This is a genomic window from Arthrobacter sp. G119Y2 (genome assembly GCF_038069765.1).
In the GTDB taxonomy this organism is placed as follows: domain Bacteria; phylum Actinomycetota; class Actinomycetes; order Actinomycetales; family Micrococcaceae; genus Arthrobacter_B.
Window position 1 is genome coordinate 186,416 of sequence record NZ_JBBPFS010000004.1, and the last position, 17,347, is coordinate 203,762.

The following is a 17,347-nucleotide window of genomic DNA, read 5'->3' on the forward strand; positions in this document are numbered from 1 at the left end:
TCGTATGAGCCAGTTAGCTGCGGCACAACCCACCAAGCCGCTAACGCCAGGAGCCGAATGGTGGTCTCTGACCATCCAACCCACTGAAAAAGATGTTTGTGATGCTGTCATCGGAGAGGTCATTACTCCGCTGGCAGCGCAGGCCCGATCGTGGGGTGCACAGCGATGGTTCCATACCCGCTGCATGGACCCGGCTCATCCCTATATACAGGTCCGCATTCTGGGTGCGCCGCGGGTCCTGGACCGGCTGGAATCTCTGATGCGCGCACTGGTGGACCAGTCGGCTCCCAATCTGGGGGAGCTCCAGACCTCGGAGTACCGCGAAGAGCCCATTCCCAGCCGCTGGGATTACGGCCAGGTTTCCGCGAGGGCTGAATCCGATCTGGCGAAATACGGCGGAGCGGACGGTCTGGCTCTGGCAGAGGAAGTCTTTGAACTGTCCTCCGATCTGGCCGCCTGGGCCACGTCCCGGTTCCCCAAGGCGAACAGCCGTTCCTCCCTGGCGGCGCTTCTCCTCTTTGATGCCAGCTATGCCATGATGCGCGGACCGCGGTCACCGGTCTGGGCGGACCGGAGGGCCATCTCGTGGGATTACTACTGGGACAGCCATCTCCGCAGCTGCACCGCGGCTTCCGGCCCGCAAGCGGCGCACATGCGCAATGCACTGACCTCGCAGTTGGCGCCACGCATTCTGCCCGCACACCGGCTGATGGCCGCCACCGCCTCGGAACCGGCTGTGGATAACTGGCGCAAGCGCTGGTCCCGGGCCATCGACACGTATTTGTACCGGGCGGACAAAGTCCGGGCCAGCCGCAGCGCCCAGCAACTCACGGTTTACCAAAGCCGCCTGATGCTGAACCGGTTGGGCATTTCTGTCCGGGACGAGGCCGGCTTGGGGCTGTACGCGCGATCCTGGAGCAAGGAACGGGAAGCTGACTTCCTGAAGATGGCGCCGTAGGGCTTCCTGTACAGGTTCCGCACCCGGCGCGGGTGCGGAACCTGTACAGGAAAAATCCACCCGGGCGCCTGTCACATGGCTTCGGCGGACCGTATAACATCGGCAGCCGTGAAACCTGCCTACTCGACCGAGATCACGCCTACACTCGGCTAATGAAGGCAATCCTGGGCGGAACCTCGGTAGCTGCGGAGCTTCAGCAGCTCATCCTTGAGACTGAGAGCATGGAGCAGTTCCTGGAGGCTTTCGCCCAACACGCGGCCGGGCTGTTCAGTGATCAGGCCCTCCTTCTGTGCGGCGTCACCCTCAAGCGCGGAAGACAGGCGGCAACCGTGGCCAGCAGCAGCGCTGCGGCCAAGGAGCTAGACGAAGTCCAATACGGTTTCGGCCAGGGTCCCTGTCTGCACGCGGCATCGACGGGAGACGTCACGCTGGTGGCTGACACGCGGACCGATCCCCGCTGGCCGGCGTACTTCGATGCAATTCAAGACCGGGGCTACTACTCTATTCTGGCCGTCCCCCTGGTCGTGGGCGACGACGGCGGAGCTGCACTTGATTTGTACGCCCGGGAAACCGGGGTGTTCGACGACGAAATGACGCGCCGCGTCCAGGATTACGCCGCCGAGGCCACTGCCACCCTGCAGGTCGCTGTTCAAATTGCCGCCTACCGGGAAATTAATGAGGACCTGCGCGCAGCCATGCGGTCCCGGACGGCAATCGACGTCGCGGTCGGCATTGTCGCCGGCCAGAACCGCTGCACCCAGGAGCAGGCCTTTTCCATACTCCGCCGCGCCTCCAGCAACCAGAATTTGAAGCTCCGCAGCCTGGCTGAACGTGTGGTGGAGTCGGTCACCGCCGCCAAGGTCCAAACTCACTTCATCGAGTAAGCCGGGTGCCGCCCGATCCGCTGCCGGCCCGGCCTTCAGCGTCCTTTCAGGTGGATTGGTAATACTAATAGGGCAACGCGAGGGGCGCTTCCGGAAGTGAGACCACCGGAGGCGCCCCGCTTTGTTGATCCGGCCGTCGCTGCTGCAACATCTTTTACCGGCAACCCGGGGTGCCGGCGGGTTTCGCTAGGACGCAGAATCCGGTGCCGGGACCGCTGCCGGGACCGGCTGCGGCAGCTCCCGGTCCTCCCCGGACGGCGGCGCGAATCCGTCGTCCGCTTCCGGTTCCTTTCCGGAAACAGCGGCGTTGGCCGAGGTCAGCGACTGATCCCGCAGGTACCGCAGCACCACAATGGTGACGGCGGTTGCGGGAACCGCCAGGAAGGCCCCCACGATTCCGAAAAGGGTGCTGCCTACCGTAACGGACCCGAGGACGACGGCGGGGTGGAGTTTCAGTGTCTTGCCCACGAGGAAGGGCTGCAGGATGTTTGACTCCAGCTGCTGAACGACCAGGACGATGCCCAGCACGACGAGGGCGGTTACCCATCCGTGGGAGACCAGGGTCACGAGTGTTGCCAGGATTCCGGTTGCCACCGCCCCGACGATGGGGATGAAGCTGGCGAAGAAGATCAGGACCATCAGCGCCAGCGCCAGCGGAACATCCAGCAGCAGCAGTGCCAGCCCGATGAACACGGCGTCAGCCAGTGCCACGGTGGCCTGGGCCAGGATATAGGCCGACAGGGTCTGCCATGCCTCCTCGGATACCCGGACTGCGTGGACAAACGCCCGGTTGTTGGTCCAGCGGCTGGCCCAGGGCAGGAATTTGTCCCCGTCCTTCAGGCAGAAGAACGTGAACACCAGGGTCAGCAGGAACACCACGGTGATGGAGGTGACAGTTCCCAGCCCTGCGGTGATTCCCGAGACAATATCGCTGCTGTGCTCGCGGATCTGGGCAACGCCGGCGTCGAGAAGTTCATTGAAATCGACGGTCTGAACGGCGAAGGGCAGCCCGGCGACAAAATCCGTCAGATCTTCCAGGTTCCGCCCGGCCATCCGCGCGAGTTCCTTCGAACCTGACGAGATGGAGGGCAGCACCAGCACGGTCACAGCGGCAATGGCGGCCAGCAGCCCCAGCAGCGACAGAAGGGCGGCCAGCGCCTTGGGAAGCATCTTGCGGAGCACCCGGTTGACGGGCCAGAGGATGGATGAAAGGAGGAGTGCCAGCAGCCCCGGGAGCGCAACCGACCACAGCGAGCGGATGGTGAACCAGAGCACCACCAGGCCGGCCAGGACAATCAGTCCGCGGGCTACCCACACGGACGATGCAACCAGTCCCCGGGCAAAGGTTCCGCGCGGCTTGAGGCCTGCCGCCCTTCCGGACGTGCCTGCCTCCGCGGAGGAACGGTCGGTGGAGCCGGCCGCTGCCGGTGAGGATATGGAATCGGTCGTGTTCACCGTTCCATCTTGCCTCACCGGGGCAGGTAACTATTCAGCGAACTGCGGCTGCCCTTCGATGAACACCCAGTCCCGCTCCTCGAGGATGGGTTCCATCACAGGCCCGCCGGCCTCGGCTATCCGGTCCTGTATTTTCCCCGGAATCCCTTCGTCCCGGAGATTCTCCCGTAGCCACGTCTTGGCCGATCCGTCGAGATACGGCCACCAGCGCTCAATCTGGATGGGTTGCATAACGCCCCCTTTAATCTGCGGTAGATCCACGGTGCCACCGCTGTCCGGACGGCGCAAGGGGGCTACGGAGTACCGGCGGCAGCAGACCCCTAGGGCATGGTGGTGATGCTGTCGATCGCCGTGCGGGCCTGCTCCGCCAGGGTTGCCGGGATCGGGGCGCTCTTGGCGGCGTCCTCCGAGGCGGCCTGGCCCTCGTCGCTGACCACATAGTTGCCGAAGGTCTTTACCAGTTCAACGGTGTTCGGATCCTCGTAGGCGCTGCAGAAAATCTGGTAGGAAACGAGGACCAGCGGGTAGGCTCCGGGGGCCGTGGTGGTGCGGTCCAGATGGAGGGCAATGTCATTGGGCGCGCGGTCCGGGACACGTTTGGCCTGCTCGACGGCGATCGAGGCCCCGTCCGCACTAATGGGAACGTAGTCCTCGCCCACCAGGAGGTTGACGGTACCCATGGAGTCATCGATGACCGAATCGTCGGCATAGGTCACGGCGCCTTCGGTGCGGGTCACGGTGCTGACAACGCCGGAGTTGCCCTGCGCATTTTCACCCGCCAGGCCGCCGGGCCAGGTTCCCGACGGACCGTCCGGCCAAGCCTCCGGAGCCGCTTCATGCAGGTACTCCGTGAAATTCTCGGTGGTGCCGGAATCATCGGCGCGGCTCACCGGCGTGACCGGCGTGTCCGGGAGCTCGATTCCGGGATTCTGGTTGGCGATGGCCGGATCATTCCAGGTCTTGACCTCGCCGCGGAAAATCGCGGCAATGGTTGCTGCGTCCAGGTTCAGGGAATCGATGCCCGGCAGATTGAAGGCGACGGCGATGGGCGAGATGTAGGCAGGTATATCCAGGGCCCCGCCCGGACCGCACACTTCCTTGGCTTCCGCGATTTCTTCGTCCTGGAGATAGGCGTCAGAGCCGGCGAAGTTGACCGCCCCGGCCAGCAGGGCGCTGCGCCCGGCACCGGAACCGTCCGGCGAGTACTGCAGCTGGACGTTCGGATGCAGAATCCCGAATCCCGCAATCCAGGCGTCCATCGCCGGACCCTGGGCGCTGGAACCGGAACCGGAGAGAATGCCGGACAGGGTGGAGGTGCTGTTCTCCGCAGCCTCGCGCTGCTCAGCCCCCAGCGGATAATCGGAGCCGCAGGCAGACAATGCCAGGGCGGCGGCGGCAACCAGTGCAAGGGCACGGACGGGACGGGGTTTGGGCACGGAGGCGGTCCTTCCGGGGACTGTGGCTGGTGGGCACTTCGGGCTGCCCGCGGGCTCCGGAGAACACCGGTTGCCCCTTCAAGGCTAGCCGCCGTTCCCGGTCCTCCGCCAACTCAAAGCTCCGCCCGGCCTTGGCCGGGTGCACCCGAGGTGAAAGGATGGGCCCCACCCGGTGCATAAGGAGTAATTGTGCTCATCACTGCCGCCGTTTTCGCCGTCGTTGCTGCGGGCATCCACCTGTATATCTTCGTCTTGGAGTCCCTGCGGTGGACCGCTCCGTCCACCATGGCCGTGTTCCGGGTTGCCTCCCCGCAGGATGCTGCGGCTACGCAGGCACTGGCCTACAACCAGGGGTTCTACAACCTGTTCCTGGCTGTCGGCATTCTGCTGGGAGTTGTCCTGCTCGGTGCCGGCAGCAGAGTGGCGGGGCTTACCCTGATGAGTTTCGCGTCAGCCTCAATGGTGCTGGCGGCACTGGTCCTGGTTGCCAGCAACCGCAGCATGATCCGTCCGGCGCTGATCCAGGGCGTTGCGCCCGCAGTCTGCCTCGCGTTTACCCTGCTCGGCGCTTAACGCATTGCTAGGCCATTCCGGTCATCCGCAGCGTGATGTTGATCCTGCCGCCGGCCAGTCCGCACTCCGGATCGGCGGTGCCGGGCAAGGTCTTGGGCACGCCGTGGTAAGCGAACCGGGACGGGCCGCCGAAAACGAACAGATCACCGGAATTGAGCTCAATATCGGTGTAGGGACGGGTCCGGGTTGAAGTATTCCCAAAACGGAATATGCAGCTGTCGCCAATACTCAGCGACACTACGGGGGCGCTGGACTTCTCATCCTTGTCCTGATGCATTCCCATGCGGGCACCGTGCGCGTAGTAGTTGATCAGCGCGGTGTCGGGGGTGTAGTCCTCGGGTTGCCAAAGGTCCGGCGCATAGCCCGGCTCGCCCTCCTTGGCGTACGCCTCGGCCACGGCGCGCCGGCCCAGCCGGATCAGCCAGTCCGGGACGTCGGCAACCCTCCCGCCACCGGCGTCGTCCGCGGTGCGCGTGTATTTGTAGGGCTGCCAGTGCCAGCCCAGGCACACTGTCTGCACGGACATTGGATGTCCGCCCGGCAGAACCGCCGCCCGCATCGGGACCGGACCGACGGCCCACTGCCGGCAGGCGGCCACGATTTCGCGCTGCGCCGCCGGGTCAAGCCACCCGGGAACGTGCACTGCCCCAGGTCCGGGCTCCGTCCGGTTCGGCGGAAAAAGCGTCCCGGTCATGCGGCGGCCTCCAGATCCAGGAGCAGGCGTTTGGCGTCGGATCCCCCGCGGTAGTTCCCCGTGGTTCCATCCGAACGCACTACTCGGTGGCAGGGCACGACGACGGGCAGCGGGTTCAGCGCACAGGCCGTCCCCACTGCCCGGACCGCGCCCGGGCTCCCCGCCAGGGAGGCGAGCGCGGAGTAGGTGGCGGTGGAGCCGTACCCGATATCCGGCAGATGCTCGACGACGGACCGGCGGAAGCCGGCGGTCAGCTGCAGGTCCAGCGGAAGGTCGAAGGAGCGGCGGGTGCCGGAAAAGTATTCCCCGATCTGGGCGGCGGCGTCCTGCAGCCGCCCGGGGGCGTTCAGGATCCGCGGGCTGATACGCGCGGCAAGCGTAGCGAGCACCGCACTGTGGTCCTCGCAGGCAAAGGCCACCCGGACCAAGCCGGCCGGGGTGGCGGCCAGGAGCAGCTCGCCCACCGGCGTGCCGATCACGGTGTAGGCCACGTCCAGGATTCCGGCCCCGGCCGCAGCAGCGGCCAGCCGGGCCTGCAGCCGCAGCAGCGTTTCGCCGTCGGCCGGCGCGGGCGGCAGCAGCAGGTCCGGCGGAAGGGTTCGTTCCGGCGGCAGGGTTCGTTCCAGAGGCATGGTCATCGGGAATCCTCCAGGTTCAGGGCTCGCAGTTTTTTCATGCCGTCCGCCGCCGACCGGCGGCAGGCTGCCTCGGTGCCGCCGAGGAGCACAGCCACCTGTGCATAGGGCAGTCCGCCCAGATGGTGGTACGCCAAGGCTTCGCGCTGGCGCTGCGGCAGCGTTTTCAGCGCCGCCCAGAGCGGGTCGTTCTCATCGATGCTGCCGCTGGCTTCCCGGCCGTCACGGTGCGCCGCGCGGTCCGGTCCGCCCCTCTCCCCCCGTGCCGGCAGCTCTGCGACCGGAACCGGCCGGCGCGCGGCCGCACGGTGCAGGTCGATCGCCTTGCGCTTGGCGATGGTGACCAGCCAGGCCTGGACGTTGGCATCCGGGGCCAGGCCGGGGTAGGCGCGCAGGGCCGCCAGGAAAGTCTCGGACCAGGCGTCTTCAGCGTCCTGCGGTCCCAGCACGGCGCGGCACACCCGCAGCACGGCCGGCCCGTGTTCCCTGACAATGGCTTCGAACGGTTTCACTTCCACACCCGGTAGACGTTTCCGGGAGCGGTTTTGTGAGCTCCCGGCTTTCGCTCCCATGCTCTCACCCGAAGGGGCCGGCTGCCCGGCCCCGGGCCGGAGTCTTCCCCGCCGGCGGATGCCCCGGGCAGTCTGCCCTCAGAACAGGGCGGCCTGGGCCCGGCGCGGATCCTCCAGCCCCAGCAGGAAGTGCTTGCGGTCCAGTCCGCCGGCGTATCCGGTGAGCGCGCCCGCCGCTCCCACCACCCGGTGGCAGGGAATGATAATCGAGACCGGGTTCCTGGCATTGGCCGCCCCCACCGCCTGCGCGAGGTTCCGGTCCCCCAGCTGCCGCGCCAGGTCGCCGTAGGAACGCGTTTGTCCGTATGGGATCTCCTGCAGGAGCGCCCAGACCCGCTGCCGGAAGGGATTGCCCGCCGGCGCGAGGGGCACATCGAACTCCCGGCGCTCCCCGGCAAAGTACTCGCCCAGCTGGACCTGGGCCCGGGCAAGGACGGCGGCGGTGACGCTGCCGCCGCCGGGCTCCACCCGGGCGCCGAGCAGCTCCACCGCCGGAGCGCGTTTGTGCTTTTCCATGTAGACCGCGGTGAGCTCCCCGCCGTCGGCCACCAGTGTCAGGAGGCCTATCGGCGAGGCAATTACGGTGTGCGCTGCGGTCATGGTCCCGAGCGTAACCCGTTCAGCCCCCGAGCTGTCCGCTGAGGCGGGAGCGGATCGCGTCGGAGGAGTCGTTCAGTCCGGTGATCCGAACCGTCTTGCCGTGGGTCCGGTATTTCTCGGTAATGGAATCCAGGGCCGCCACCGTGGAGGCATCCCAGACATGGGATCCGCTCATGTCGATCAGTACCTGCTCCGGATCCAGCGCGTAGTCGAACTGCGTGTACAGGTCATTGGAGGAGGCAAAAAACAGCTCGCCCTCCACCGCGTAGGTGACCGCGGCGCCGTCGTCGTCCACTGTGCGCCGGACGGTGACAAAGTGCGCCACCCGGCGGGCGAAGAGCACCATCGCCGCCAGCACGCCCACTGCGACGCCGATTGCCAGGTTGTGCGTCATCACCACCACGGCCACGGTGATCACCATGACCGAGGTTTCGGACTTGGGCATGCGCTTCAGCGTGGACGGGCGGATGCTGTGCCAGTCGAACGTCGCGATGGAAACGTAGATCATCACGGCGACCAGCGCCGCCATCGGAATCAGCGCCACCACATCCCCGAGGACGACCACGAGCAGCAGCAGGAAAACGCCGGCCAGGAAGGTGGAGATCCGGGTCCGGGCACCGGAGGCCTTCACATTCATCATGGTCTGCCCGACGACGGCGCAGCCGCCCATGCCGCCGAAGAAACCGGTGACGATGTTCGCCACGCCCTGGCCCCAGGACTCGCGCACCTTGGAGGACCGGGTGTCCGTGATGTCATCCACGAGCTTGGCGGTCAGCAGTGATTCCAGCAGGCCCACAAAGGCCATGGCCACCGCATACGGCGCGATAATCCGAAGGGTCTCCAGCGTCAGCGGAATGTCCGGAAACAGCAGGGACGGCAGGGACTGGGGCAGCTCGCCCTTGTCCCCCACCGTCGGCACTTTCCAGCCCATGAGGACTGCCGCGGCGGTCAGGACGACGATCGCCACCAGCGGGGCGGGCACCGCCGTCGTCAGCCTGGGCAGGCCGAAGACAATGAACAGCCCGACGGCGGTGATCGGGTACACCAGCCAGGGCACGCCCAGCAGTTCGGGAACCTGGGAGGAGAACACCAGGATGGCCAGCGCATTGACGAAGCCGACCATGACCGAGCGGGGGATGAAGCGCATCAGCTTTGCCACCCCGGCCACGGCCAGCAGGATCTGGAAGATGCCTGCAAGGATCACGGTGGGGACCAGGTACTGCGCGCCGTGTTCGGCCACCACCGGGGCGATGACGAGCGCGACGGCGCCCGTAGCCGCGGAGATCATGGCGGGGCGTCCGCCCACGAACGCAATGGTGACGGCCATCGTGAAGGAGGCGAACAGCCCCACCCGCGGGTCCACGCCGGCGATGACGGAAAACGCGATGGCTTCCGGAATCAGGGCAAGGGCTACAACCAGACCGGCCAGCGCCTCCGTTTTGAGGCGGCGCGGAGACTTCAGGGTGCCCAGCACTGACTGCCGGGCGGCAGGGGTCAGGACAGGTGCCGGGGAAGAAGGCATGGAGGTTTCCTTAAGATTTCGATGGTGGGTCCGTACCGCCGGGTGCAACACCGGGGCGTCATACGGCTCCGGTTCCAGATTACTCCCGGCAATTCGGCGCGGCTGCCCACGCGGTCTCCTCCTTTAGCCCCTAGACCATAAACAGGCTCAGGACCCACACCGCGGCAAATCCGGCAACACCCTGGACGGCCGTGGCCGGGGTAAGCGTCCGGTAGGCCGTCGCCGTCGGGATCCGGCTGAACTGGGACACCACCCAGAAATACGAATCATTGGCGTGCGAGACGACCATGGCGCCGGCGCCGATCGCCAGCACCGCCAGCACAGGGCCGGCGCCCGATGCCAGGCCGAGCGGCTCCAGCAGCGGCAGCAGCATGGCCGACGTCGTGACCATCGCCACGGTGGAGGATCCCTGCGCCGTTTTCAGGGCCGCCGAAATCAGGAACGGCACCGCGATGCCCAGCCCCAGGGTGGCCAGGTTGTCGGAGAGGAAGCCGGTGATGGCACTCTTGCCCAGGACGCCGCCGAAGGCCGCACCGGCGCTGGTGATGAGGAGGATCGGTGCCGCCAGCAGGATCGAGTCGGAAATCTGGGTGTTGAAAGAGGCGAGCTTGCCCTTGCCGCGCAGCAGGAACACTGCCGCCACGAGGCCCAGTGCCAGTGCCACGACGGGAGTACCAATGAAGACCACTGTCTCCGCGAAGCCGCCTTCCCCGAAAGGCTCGCCGGGAAGCTTGGCGATCGATGACAGGCAGATGAGCAGAATCGGCAGCAGGATCGGCAGGAAGGCCATGAAGCCGCTCGGCAGCTTTCCGTACGCAGCCCGCAATTCCTCGTAGCTGACTTCCGCTTCCTCCGCTGGAACCGGAAGCAGCTCGACGTCCTTCTTCAGGAACCGGTTCGCATAAAGCAGGGCGGCGCCGGCTGAAACTGCCGCCACCACAAGGCCCAGGCCGATCAACAGCCCCAGATCATTGACGACGTTCAGGTTTGACGCCGCAGCCAGCGGTCCGGGCGTAGGCGGGACCATGGTGTGCGTGGCGTACAGGCCGGTCATCAGCGCTATGGACATGGCGACCAGCGATACCTTGGCGCGTTCTGCCATGGCCTTTTTGAGCGAGTTCAGAATGATGTACCCGGAATCGCAGAATACGGGAATGGAGACAATGTAGCCAATAATGCTCATGGTCAGCGTCGGGAACCGAGTTCCCAGTATTTTGATCAGGGCGTCTGCCATGGAGATTGCCCCGCCGGACCGCTCCAGGATCACGCCGATCATTGTGCCGAAGAGAATCACCAGGCCAATGTTGCCCATGGTGTTGCCAAACGCCGTCGTGATTGTCGGGATAATCTCCCCGACCGGCAGGCGGAAAGCGAAGGCGCCGATAAAGGCGGCCCCCAGAAGAGCGAGGAACGGGGAAATCTTGAACTTGGCAGTGACGGCAACGATGCCGGCCACAAGCAGCAGCAATATGAGCAGGTCGATCATGGTTTTCCTTTAAGGGAGAAATTCCGCTGTTTCCGGCCGGGCAAATCATAGAGAATCACGGATTCCCTTTATCGCGAAAAACCCGCACCGGTTCATTGACCAATAAGGCGCCGTCGACCGCGGTTCCGGGTGAAACTGCCCGGCACATTTCCGGCGCCCGATCGCAGGCCTGCTCCCGGCTCGCCGTTTCCGGAGCCGGAGGGCGAAGAAAAAAGCGAGCGTCCACGGTGCCCGCTGCGCCTTCCGCCGGGCTACACTGCTCACATACCGCTCAGTATGTGATGCTGCTCACTCTCCGGCCGCTGCCGGTGCGCACTGCTGCCCGCTCGTTCCAGGTCTGATCAAAGGAGATCTTCATGCAAAACCTCGCCGGCATTCTGACCGAGACGGCCGCCCGGCTTCCGGACAGCACGGTCCTGAAACTGGACGACACAAAAATTACCTACGGGGCCCTGGACGCCATGAGCGCCCGGGTGGCGGGGGTGCTCCGCGACCACGGCATTGCACGGGGAGAGCGGGTGGCGCTGATCATGCCCAACATCCCGCAGATGGCGTTCGTCTATTACGGAGTGCTCCGCTACGGCGCCGTGGTGGTGCCGATGAACCCGCTGCTGAAGGCCCGCGAAGTCGCCTACCACCTCTCCGATTCCGGCGCGCGGCTGGTTTTCGCGTGGGAGGGCATCCTGTCCGAAGCACTGGGCGGCGCCGAAGAAGCCGGCGGTGTTCCCGTCATTCCCGTGGACGGCGGAGCATTCATGCAACTGCTTGCCGAAACGGACCCGGAGCCCGGGGTGGAGGAGGTGGACGGCGAGGATGTCGCCGTCATTCTCTACACCTCGGGCACTACCGGGCGCCCAAAGGGCGCAGCGCTGACCCACAACAATCTGCGCAGCAACGCAGATATCTCGCGGAAGCTGCTGCACACCCTGGAATCCGACGTGATCTTCGGCGGCCTGCCGTTCTTCCACGTGTTCGGCCAGACGTCGGCTCTGAACTCCGCGGTGATGGTCGGAGCCTCGATCAGCCTGCTGCCGCGGTTCGACGCGGGCAAGGCCCTGGAAATCATCCAACGCGACGGCGTGACCATCTTCGAGGGCGTGCCGACGATGTACGTGGGCATGCTGCGCCATCCGGACCTGGCCGCCACCGACGTGTCCACGCTCCGCGGCGCCATTACGGGCGGCTCAGCCATGCCGCTGGAAGTGCTGCACGAGTTTGAGCGGGTTTTCAAGACCCAGCTGCTGGAAGGCTACGGCTTGTCCGAAACATCACCGGTGGTCTCCTTCAACCTTCCGGGGCCGGGCCGCATGGCCGGTTCCATCGGCAAGCCGGTGGAGGGCATGGAAGTGCGGATCGTGGATCCGGAGGGCGCGGAGGTTCCGACGGGCGACGTCGGCGAGCTGGCCGTGCGCGGCACGGGCGTCATGAAGGGGTACTGGAACAACCCGGAAGCGACGCAGGCCGCCATTCCGGACGGCTGGTTCCGCAGCGGGGATCTGGCCCGCGCCGACGAGGCGGGCAACCTGTACATCGTGGACCGCAAGAAGGACGTCATTCTGCGCGGCGGCTACAACGTGTATCCGCGGGAGGTCGAGGAAGTCCTGTACGAGCATCCGGCCGTTGCCGAGGCAGCGGTGATCGGGGTGCCTGATGAACTCCACGGCGAGGAAATCGTTGCAGTGGTGGGCCTGAAGGAGGACATCCTGCCGGGTGACGGCGCCGGCCGCGAGTCGCTGCTGCAGGAAATCCGCGACTTCGCCAAGGAGCGGCTGGCGGCCTACAAGTATCCGCGCCGCGTCGTCCTCACCGACGCCCTCCCCAAGGGCCCGACCGGAAAAATCCTCAAGCGCGAAATCCGCGTGGATGCCTCACCGAGCGAGGAGGCACCTGCGGACCGGGTGGAACAGACCGAGCCGCAGGGCTAGGACCGCGGTCCGGGCCGGCAGGGTCCCGGACCGCTCAGGCGGGTAAGGCCGCAGCCGGCGTCGCTTAGGCGGCGTCGCTTAGGCGGCGTCGCTTAGGCGGCGGGGCCGGGCTCGCCGGGGACTTCGCCCGGCAGCCCGGCCCGTTTGTCGGCGCGCACCAGGACCACGCCCAGAACAATCAGTGCGCCTCCGACCAGCTGGATCGGGCGCGGCAGTTCCGCCAGCAGCAGCCAGGCCCAGAGGACGGCGAAGAGCACCTCGGTCAGGGACACAAAGGACGCCACCCTTGATCCGAGCCTGCGGGCCGCCACGATTCCGGTGACGTAGGCGAGAACCGTGGAAAACAGCACGAGTCCGGCCAGCGGCACCCACCAGGAGGTGACCCTGCCGGCCAGCACAACGTCGTCGGTGCTGAAACCGGTGGGCAGCACCCCGGCGACACCGAGCACCAGCATGGTCACTGCCCCCACCAGCATCCCGCCGGTGGCCAGTACCAGCGGGGGCAGGGAATCGTTCTGACGGGCAGTAATAAAGAAGTAGATGGCCAGGCAGACCGCGGCCGCCAAGCCCCACATCACGCCGATCGGATCCACCCGCACGTCCCCGGTCACGTCGAGCACGAGCACCAGGCCGGCGATGGCGGCAACCGCACCCCCGACCGTCTTCCCTCCGGGCCGGCGCCTTGTGGACACCCAGATCCACAGCACCATCAGCACCGGCGCCAGGAATTCCAGCAGCAGGGCGACTCCAACGGACAGGCGCTCCACTGCATTGAAGTAGAAGAACTGACAGCCGGCCACTCCAATAAAGCCGAACGCCAGCAGGGTTTTCCAGTTGTCCCTCACCTGGTGCCAGCGCCCGTGCAGCGCCACCACGGCGGGAACCAGCAGCACCAGGGCGGCGCCTCCCATACGCACTGCAACGGCAGTGGTGGAGGTCCAGCCGGTTTCCAGCAGGGACTTGGCGAAGGAGCCGGAGAGTCCAAAAACCGCCGACGAGAAAAGTGCCACGGCCAGTGCGGACGTTCCCCGTCCGGCATGACCGCTGGATCTCCCGACCGGGCGAACCTGCCTGGGTACGGAGCGACTCATGGCACCTCCAAGGACCGTCATTGCCTGTCCCGCAGGACCTGTCAGGTTCATTCTGCGCCAACGGACCTTACACTGGGAAGACCGAAGGAAAAGATGTCAGGGGTCACCATGGCTTTTACACATGACACGGAGATTGCCCTGCAGGCAGTTGCCAGCTTAATCAACACCGGAGTGGACCACGTGGATCGGCTGCTCACTGTCGCGGATCTCGATGACTTCCTGACGGAGCAGGGCTTCAGCGGCTCGCGCACCCACACCACGGGTGAACTCCGGGCAGTGCGCCACCTGCGCTCCCGCCTGCACCAGCTCTGGACGGCAGACGAGGAAGGGCTTGCGGCCGGAGCAAACCAGCTCCTGCGCAACGCACGCGCCTTCCCGCAGGTGGTCCGTCATGACGGATGGGACTGGCATCTGCACTGCACCTCGCCGGCGGCGCCGCTTGAAGACCGGATGGCCACCGAAGCAGCCATGGCCTTTGCCGATGCCCTCCGCGGCGGCGAGCTTGACCGGCTGGGGACCTGTGCCGCGCCGGATTGCGACGCCGTCCTCCTGGACCTGACGAGAAACCGGTCCAAGCGCTACTGCGACACGGGCAACTGCGCCAATCGGGAACATGTCCGCTCCTACCGCAGCAGGCAGGCGGAGTTGCGGCATCCGGACGGCAAAACTCCTAAGCCCTCTTGTTAGTTACCTCACCTGCCGTTATGCTCTGGGAGAGTTTCGTCTGCCTTCTCGGCGGACGGCCATTCCACTCAGTCTCGACTCTGCATGTTCCGGCCCAGGTCTACACCTGTGCCCTCTGCGGGGATGGGGTCTGTGCCAGTACATAAATGGGGGTTTCAATGCAGGACAACACAAGCGCGTTTTACAAACGCGTTGGCGCGCTAGGCGCCGCAACAGCACTGGCGGTGAGCGGAGCATTCATTGCTTCCCCGGCCATCGCTTCACCAACAGGAGAGCCGGACGCCACGTCCGCAGATGCTCCCGTCACCACAGCCACTGAGGCCCCGGCCAGCGAACCCGCCGTTGACGAAACTGTCACCGGGGAAGCCACCGAAGAAGCCGTCTCCGACGAAGCTGAAGCCACCGAAGAAGCCGGCACGCTTCCTCCCGGCCTGGCTGAAGCACTCCTCCGCGACCTGGGCATGACGGTCGAAGAGTTTGAGGCAGCCGGAGAACTTGGCAAGAAGGCAGCGGATGCCCTTCCCGAGCTCCAGGCCACCGAAGGCTTCGTTGGCATCGCCATTGAAGACGCACAGATTGTCATCACCGGTTCCGGTGAGGCCCTCGAGGCCCTGGCCCTGAAGCTGGACGCCACTCTGGTGGCTCCCGCCGAAGAGGCCGAGGTCACGGAGGCTCCCGCCGACGAAGCCACCGACGCTCCGAGCGCCGAGGCAACCGAAGCCGCCGAGAAGCCGGCAGCAGAGGAAGAAACTGCCGCTCCGATGGCACTCCCCTCCAACCACGGCGACGCAATTGCCGCCATCCGCGCCGACTACATCGCGAACGTGGGTGTACAGGGTCTGCAGTCCATTCTCTGGGACGGCAACAGCTACGTCATCAGCGTGGACCAGACTGCAACCATCGGTGATTCGGTACTGGCCAAGAGCCTGGCCGACGTGACCGGAACTCCGGCCCAAGCCATCGCGGACAAGTACCAGGGCGTTCGGATTGCGAACTCCTCGGGCACGCCCACGTCCGTCGAGGACGTTGTCAGTGGCCAGGGTTATGCCAGCCCGATGGGCGGCGGTTCCTACGCCCTTTGCTCCATCGGTTTCAACGGCTTCAACGCAGCGGGAGATCCCGCTGTCATCACCGCGGGCCACTGCGCGCAGGACGGCGCCGTCAAGGAGGCCGTGCTGACGGACCCCTCGGGCGACGAAGCCAGCGGCAGCGACAACTTCGACCTGGGAAATGACCTGGGAACATGGGGCTTCTCGCAGTTTGGCGGACCGAACAACACCCCGGTCAATCTCGAGACAGGTGAAAACGTCGGCACCGATATCGCTGCCATCGACGGAATCAACTCTGAGCTGGACCTGCTGCCCGAGGTTACGCAGTGGGCTGACGCCACGGACCTCACCGCAACCACCACCAAGATCACCGGAACCGTCGACGCAGTCGTCGGTGCCCCGGTCTGCAAGTCCGGCCGCACCACCGGCTGGAGCTGCGGCGAGGTCACCGGAATCGGCGAATTCCCCGTCGGCGGCCACAACATGGCAACTAATCCCGACGATGTCCGCGGTGTGAAGGGCTTCGAGTCCACTCTGACCGTAAACGCTGCATCGGGTGACTCCGGCGGACCCACGATCTCCGGAAGCAGCGCCATGGGCATCAACAGCGCCGTTGGCGACCGCGAGGGCGTTGCCCGTATGTTCTCCACCTCTCTGTCTGACGGCCTGGGCTACTTGGGCGGTTACTCCGTTGCGGTCTTCGTTGATGCTCCGCAGCTGACCTCGCACGAGGACAAGGGCACCGTCCTGACGGACGCAGCCATCACCGGAACGGCCCCCGCCGGCAGCATCGTCAAGCTCACCCGCGGCGATGACACCATTGACCTGGACGTTGTCGACGGTGCCTGGAGCTTCCCCGCTCCTTCCACTGTTCCTGAAGACGGAAAGCTTGCGTTCACGGTTCAGGCTGTCAACGGCTACAACAAGTCCACGGCTGCTTCCTACGAGCTGACCGTCAAGAATGCTCCGCTGGCCGCTCCGGTCATCACAACTCCTGCCAACGGTGCAGCCATTGCTGATTCAGTTGCAGCCATCACGGGCACCGGCGCCGTGGATGCAGACGTCAAGCTGAGCGTCACGGGAACGGCCTCGGGCTCTGCCGTTGACGAAGTAGCGATCAATGAGACCGTCACGGTCAACGCCGACGGAACCTGGGAACTCAAGCTCAACGACGCCCTCACCTACGGCACCTACACCGTAACCGCTGTGCAGGACGGCATTGCCGGCAAGGAGGCCTCCCCCGAGGCGGTTTCCACGTTCTCCGTCATCCTCGAGAAGGCCGTCATCACCTCGATCACCGAGGGACAGGACTTCGCTGAGGGCGAGAACCCGCGCGACATCTCCGGTACCGGCACCGCCGGCGCCAAGGTTGCTGTCACCATCGGTGAGAACACCCTTTCCGCAACCGTTGGTGACAACGGCGACTGGAAGGTCACTGGCGTCCCGGTCCTGGCACCCGGAGCCTTCACTGTCTCGGCCGTGCAGACCCTCGACGGTGCAACCTCTGAGGCAACCGTTATGAACTTCACGGTTACCGCGGTAGTCGTTGAAGAGGCGGCTCCTCCCGTAGTGCCCCCGGCCCCGGCCCCGGACAACAACGGTGACGGCCTGCCCGACACCGGTGCTGCCGGCATGGGTCTGTTCGCCGGAGCAGGTGCCCTGCTCACCGCCGGCGGAATCAGCGCCCTGCTGATCAACCGCCGCCGCCAGCTGCAGGACGCGTAATCTGCAGCTAGCTGAACATCACTGAAGCGGGTCCTGGTCTTGTACCGGGGCCCGCTTT

Annotated in this window: 16 protein-coding genes; 6 read left to right on the plus strand and 10 right to left on the minus strand. The window is 65.7% G+C overall.

The annotated features are described in order from the left end of the window. The first annotated feature begins 4 nt into the window (after positions 1-4). Positions 5-958 (plus strand): lantibiotic dehydratase C-terminal domain-containing protein, encoded by a 954-nt coding sequence (locus WKB88_RS10215; protein WP_341394461.1) that lies wholly within the window; start codon positions 5-7, stop codon positions 956-958. A 152-nt stretch (positions 959-1,110) separates the two neighbouring features. Beyond that, entirely contained in the window at positions 1,111-1,842 is a 732-nt protein-coding gene (locus tag WKB88_RS10220) for a GAF and ANTAR domain-containing protein (RefSeq protein ID WP_341394462.1), read from the plus strand. Between the two features lie 186 nt (positions 1,843-2,028). On the opposite strand, the gene WKB88_RS10225 is transcribed toward WKB88_RS10220, so the two are convergent. From WKB88_RS10225 to pstS, 3 genes are all read right to left on the minus strand, one after another. Beyond that, positions 2,029-3,297 carry an AI-2E family transporter gene (locus WKB88_RS10225; RefSeq protein ID WP_341394463.1) on the minus strand — a complete coding sequence of 423 codons (1,269 nt, stop codon included), beginning with the start codon at positions 3,295-3,297 and terminating at the stop codon, positions 2,029-2,031. 30 nt (positions 3,298-3,327) lie between these two features. Beyond that, positions 3,328-3,528 (minus strand): hypothetical protein, encoded by a 201-nt coding sequence (locus WKB88_RS10230; RefSeq protein ID WP_341394464.1) that lies wholly within the window; start codon positions 3,526-3,528, stop codon positions 3,328-3,330. Between the two features lie 89 nt (positions 3,529-3,617). Next, on the minus strand, positions 3,618-4,733 hold the full coding sequence (gene pstS / locus WKB88_RS10235) for a phosphate ABC transporter substrate-binding protein PstS (protein WP_341394465.1): 1,116 nt from the start codon (positions 4,731-4,733) through the stop codon (positions 3,618-3,620). 189 nt (positions 4,734-4,922) lie between these two features. On the opposite strand from pstS, the gene WKB88_RS10240 reads away from it, so the two are divergent. Then, positions 4,923-5,306: a DUF1304 domain-containing protein gene (locus WKB88_RS10240; RefSeq protein WP_341394466.1), complete on the plus strand. Its 384-nt coding sequence runs from the start codon at positions 4,923-4,925 to the stop codon at positions 5,304-5,306. A 7-nt stretch (positions 5,307-5,313) separates the two neighbouring features. On the opposite strand, the gene WKB88_RS10245 is transcribed toward WKB88_RS10240, so the two are convergent. From WKB88_RS10245 to WKB88_RS10270, 6 genes are all read right to left on the minus strand, one after another. Then, entirely contained in the window at positions 5,314-6,000 is a 687-nt protein-coding gene (locus tag WKB88_RS10245) for an alpha-ketoglutarate-dependent dioxygenase AlkB family protein (RefSeq protein ID WP_341394467.1), read from the minus strand. Further along, positions 5,997-6,632: a methylated-DNA--[protein]-cysteine S-methyltransferase gene (locus WKB88_RS10250; RefSeq protein WP_445818909.1), complete on the minus strand. Its 636-nt coding sequence runs from the start codon at positions 6,630-6,632 to the stop codon at positions 5,997-5,999. Before WKB88_RS10250 ends, WKB88_RS10245 begins: the two co-directional genes overlap by 4 nt. Before the next feature lie 2 nt (positions 6,633-6,634). After that, complete coding sequence (locus tag WKB88_RS10255; RefSeq protein WP_341394469.1) at positions 6,635-7,147, minus strand: RNA polymerase sigma factor; 513 nt, start codon at positions 7,145-7,147, stop codon at positions 6,635-6,637. Between the two features lie 138 nt (positions 7,148-7,285). Continuing rightward, positions 7,286-7,807, minus strand: a complete 522-nt coding sequence (locus tag WKB88_RS10260; RefSeq protein WP_341394470.1) for a methylated-DNA--[protein]-cysteine S-methyltransferase — start codon at positions 7,805-7,807, stop codon at positions 7,286-7,288. Between the two features lie 19 nt (positions 7,808-7,826). After that, on the minus strand, positions 7,827-9,329 hold the full coding sequence (locus WKB88_RS10265) for a SulP family inorganic anion transporter (protein WP_341394471.1): 1,503 nt from the start codon (positions 9,327-9,329) through the stop codon (positions 7,827-7,829). Between the two features lie 130 nt (positions 9,330-9,459). Further along, positions 9,460-10,815 carry a GntP family permease gene (locus tag WKB88_RS10270; protein ID WP_341394472.1) on the minus strand — a complete coding sequence of 452 codons (1,356 nt, stop codon included), beginning with the start codon at positions 10,813-10,815 and terminating at the stop codon, positions 9,460-9,462. A gap of 356 nt (positions 10,816-11,171) precedes the next feature. On the opposite strand from WKB88_RS10270, the gene WKB88_RS10275 reads away from it, so the two are divergent. Further along, complete coding sequence (locus WKB88_RS10275; protein WP_341394473.1) at positions 11,172-12,740, plus strand: long-chain-fatty-acid--CoA ligase; 1,569 nt, start codon at positions 11,172-11,174, stop codon at positions 12,738-12,740. Positions 12,741-12,832: 92 nt separating this feature from the next. On the opposite strand, the gene WKB88_RS10280 is transcribed toward WKB88_RS10275, so the two are convergent. Further along, positions 12,833-13,831: an EamA family transporter gene (locus tag WKB88_RS10280; protein WP_445818898.1), complete on the minus strand. Its 999-nt coding sequence runs from the start codon at positions 13,829-13,831 to the stop codon at positions 12,833-12,835. A 108-nt stretch (positions 13,832-13,939) separates the two neighbouring features. On the opposite strand from WKB88_RS10280, the gene WKB88_RS10285 reads away from it, so the two are divergent. Both WKB88_RS10285 and WKB88_RS10290 read left to right on the plus strand, forming a co-directional pair. After that, positions 13,940-14,518 carry a CGNR zinc finger domain-containing protein gene (locus tag WKB88_RS10285; protein WP_341394474.1) on the plus strand — a complete coding sequence of 193 codons (579 nt, stop codon included), beginning with the start codon at positions 13,940-13,942 and terminating at the stop codon, positions 14,516-14,518. A gap of 155 nt (positions 14,519-14,673) precedes the next feature. Beyond that, positions 14,674-17,289 carry an LPXTG cell wall anchor domain-containing protein gene (locus WKB88_RS10290; RefSeq protein ID WP_341394475.1) on the plus strand — a complete coding sequence of 872 codons (2,616 nt, stop codon included), beginning with the start codon at positions 14,674-14,676 and terminating at the stop codon, positions 17,287-17,289. Positions 17,290-17,347 lie beyond the last annotated feature (58 nt).

Bases quoted from the DNA above. Each gene is read 5' to 3' on its own strand.
- WKB88_RS10245 (WP_341394467.1), bottom strand. From the start codon at position 6,000: ATGACCGGGACGCTTTTTCCGCCGAACCGGACGGAGCCCGGACCTGGG.
- WKB88_RS10265 (WP_341394471.1), bottom strand. From the start codon at position 9,329: ATGCCTTCTTCCCCGGCACCTGTCCTGACCCCTGCCGCCCGGCAGTCA.
- WKB88_RS10270 (WP_341394472.1), bottom strand. From the start codon at position 10,815: ATGATCGACCTGCTCATATTGCTGCTGCTTGTGGCCGGCATCGTTGCC.
- WKB88_RS10215 (WP_341394461.1), top strand. From the start codon at position 5: ATGAGCCAGTTAGCTGCGGCACAACCCACCAAGCCGCTAACGCCAGGA.
- WKB88_RS10285 (WP_341394474.1), top strand. From the start codon at position 13,940: ATGGCTTTTACACATGACACGGAGATTGCCCTGCAGGCAGTTGCCAGC.
- WKB88_RS10280 (WP_445818898.1), bottom strand. From the start codon at position 13,831: ATGAGTCGCTCCGTACCCAGGCAGGTTCGCCCGGTCGGGAGATCCAGC.
- WKB88_RS10250 (WP_445818909.1), bottom strand. From the start codon at position 6,632: ATGCCTCTGGAACGAACCCTGCCGCCGGAACGAACCCTTCCGCCGGAC.
- WKB88_RS10275 (WP_341394473.1), top strand. From the start codon at position 11,172: ATGCAAAACCTCGCCGGCATTCTGACCGAGACGGCCGCCCGGCTTCCG.
- WKB88_RS10290 (WP_341394475.1), top strand. From the start codon at position 14,674: ATGCAGGACAACACAAGCGCGTTTTACAAACGCGTTGGCGCGCTAGGC.
- WKB88_RS10260 (WP_341394470.1), bottom strand. From the start codon at position 7,807: ATGACCGCAGCGCACACCGTAATTGCCTCGCCGATAGGCCTCCTGACA.
- WKB88_RS10230 (WP_341394464.1), bottom strand. From the start codon at position 3,528: ATGCAACCCATCCAGATTGAGCGCTGGTGGCCGTATCTCGACGGATCG.
- WKB88_RS10220 (WP_341394462.1), top strand. From the start codon at position 1,111: ATGAAGGCAATCCTGGGCGGAACCTCGGTAGCTGCGGAGCTTCAGCAG.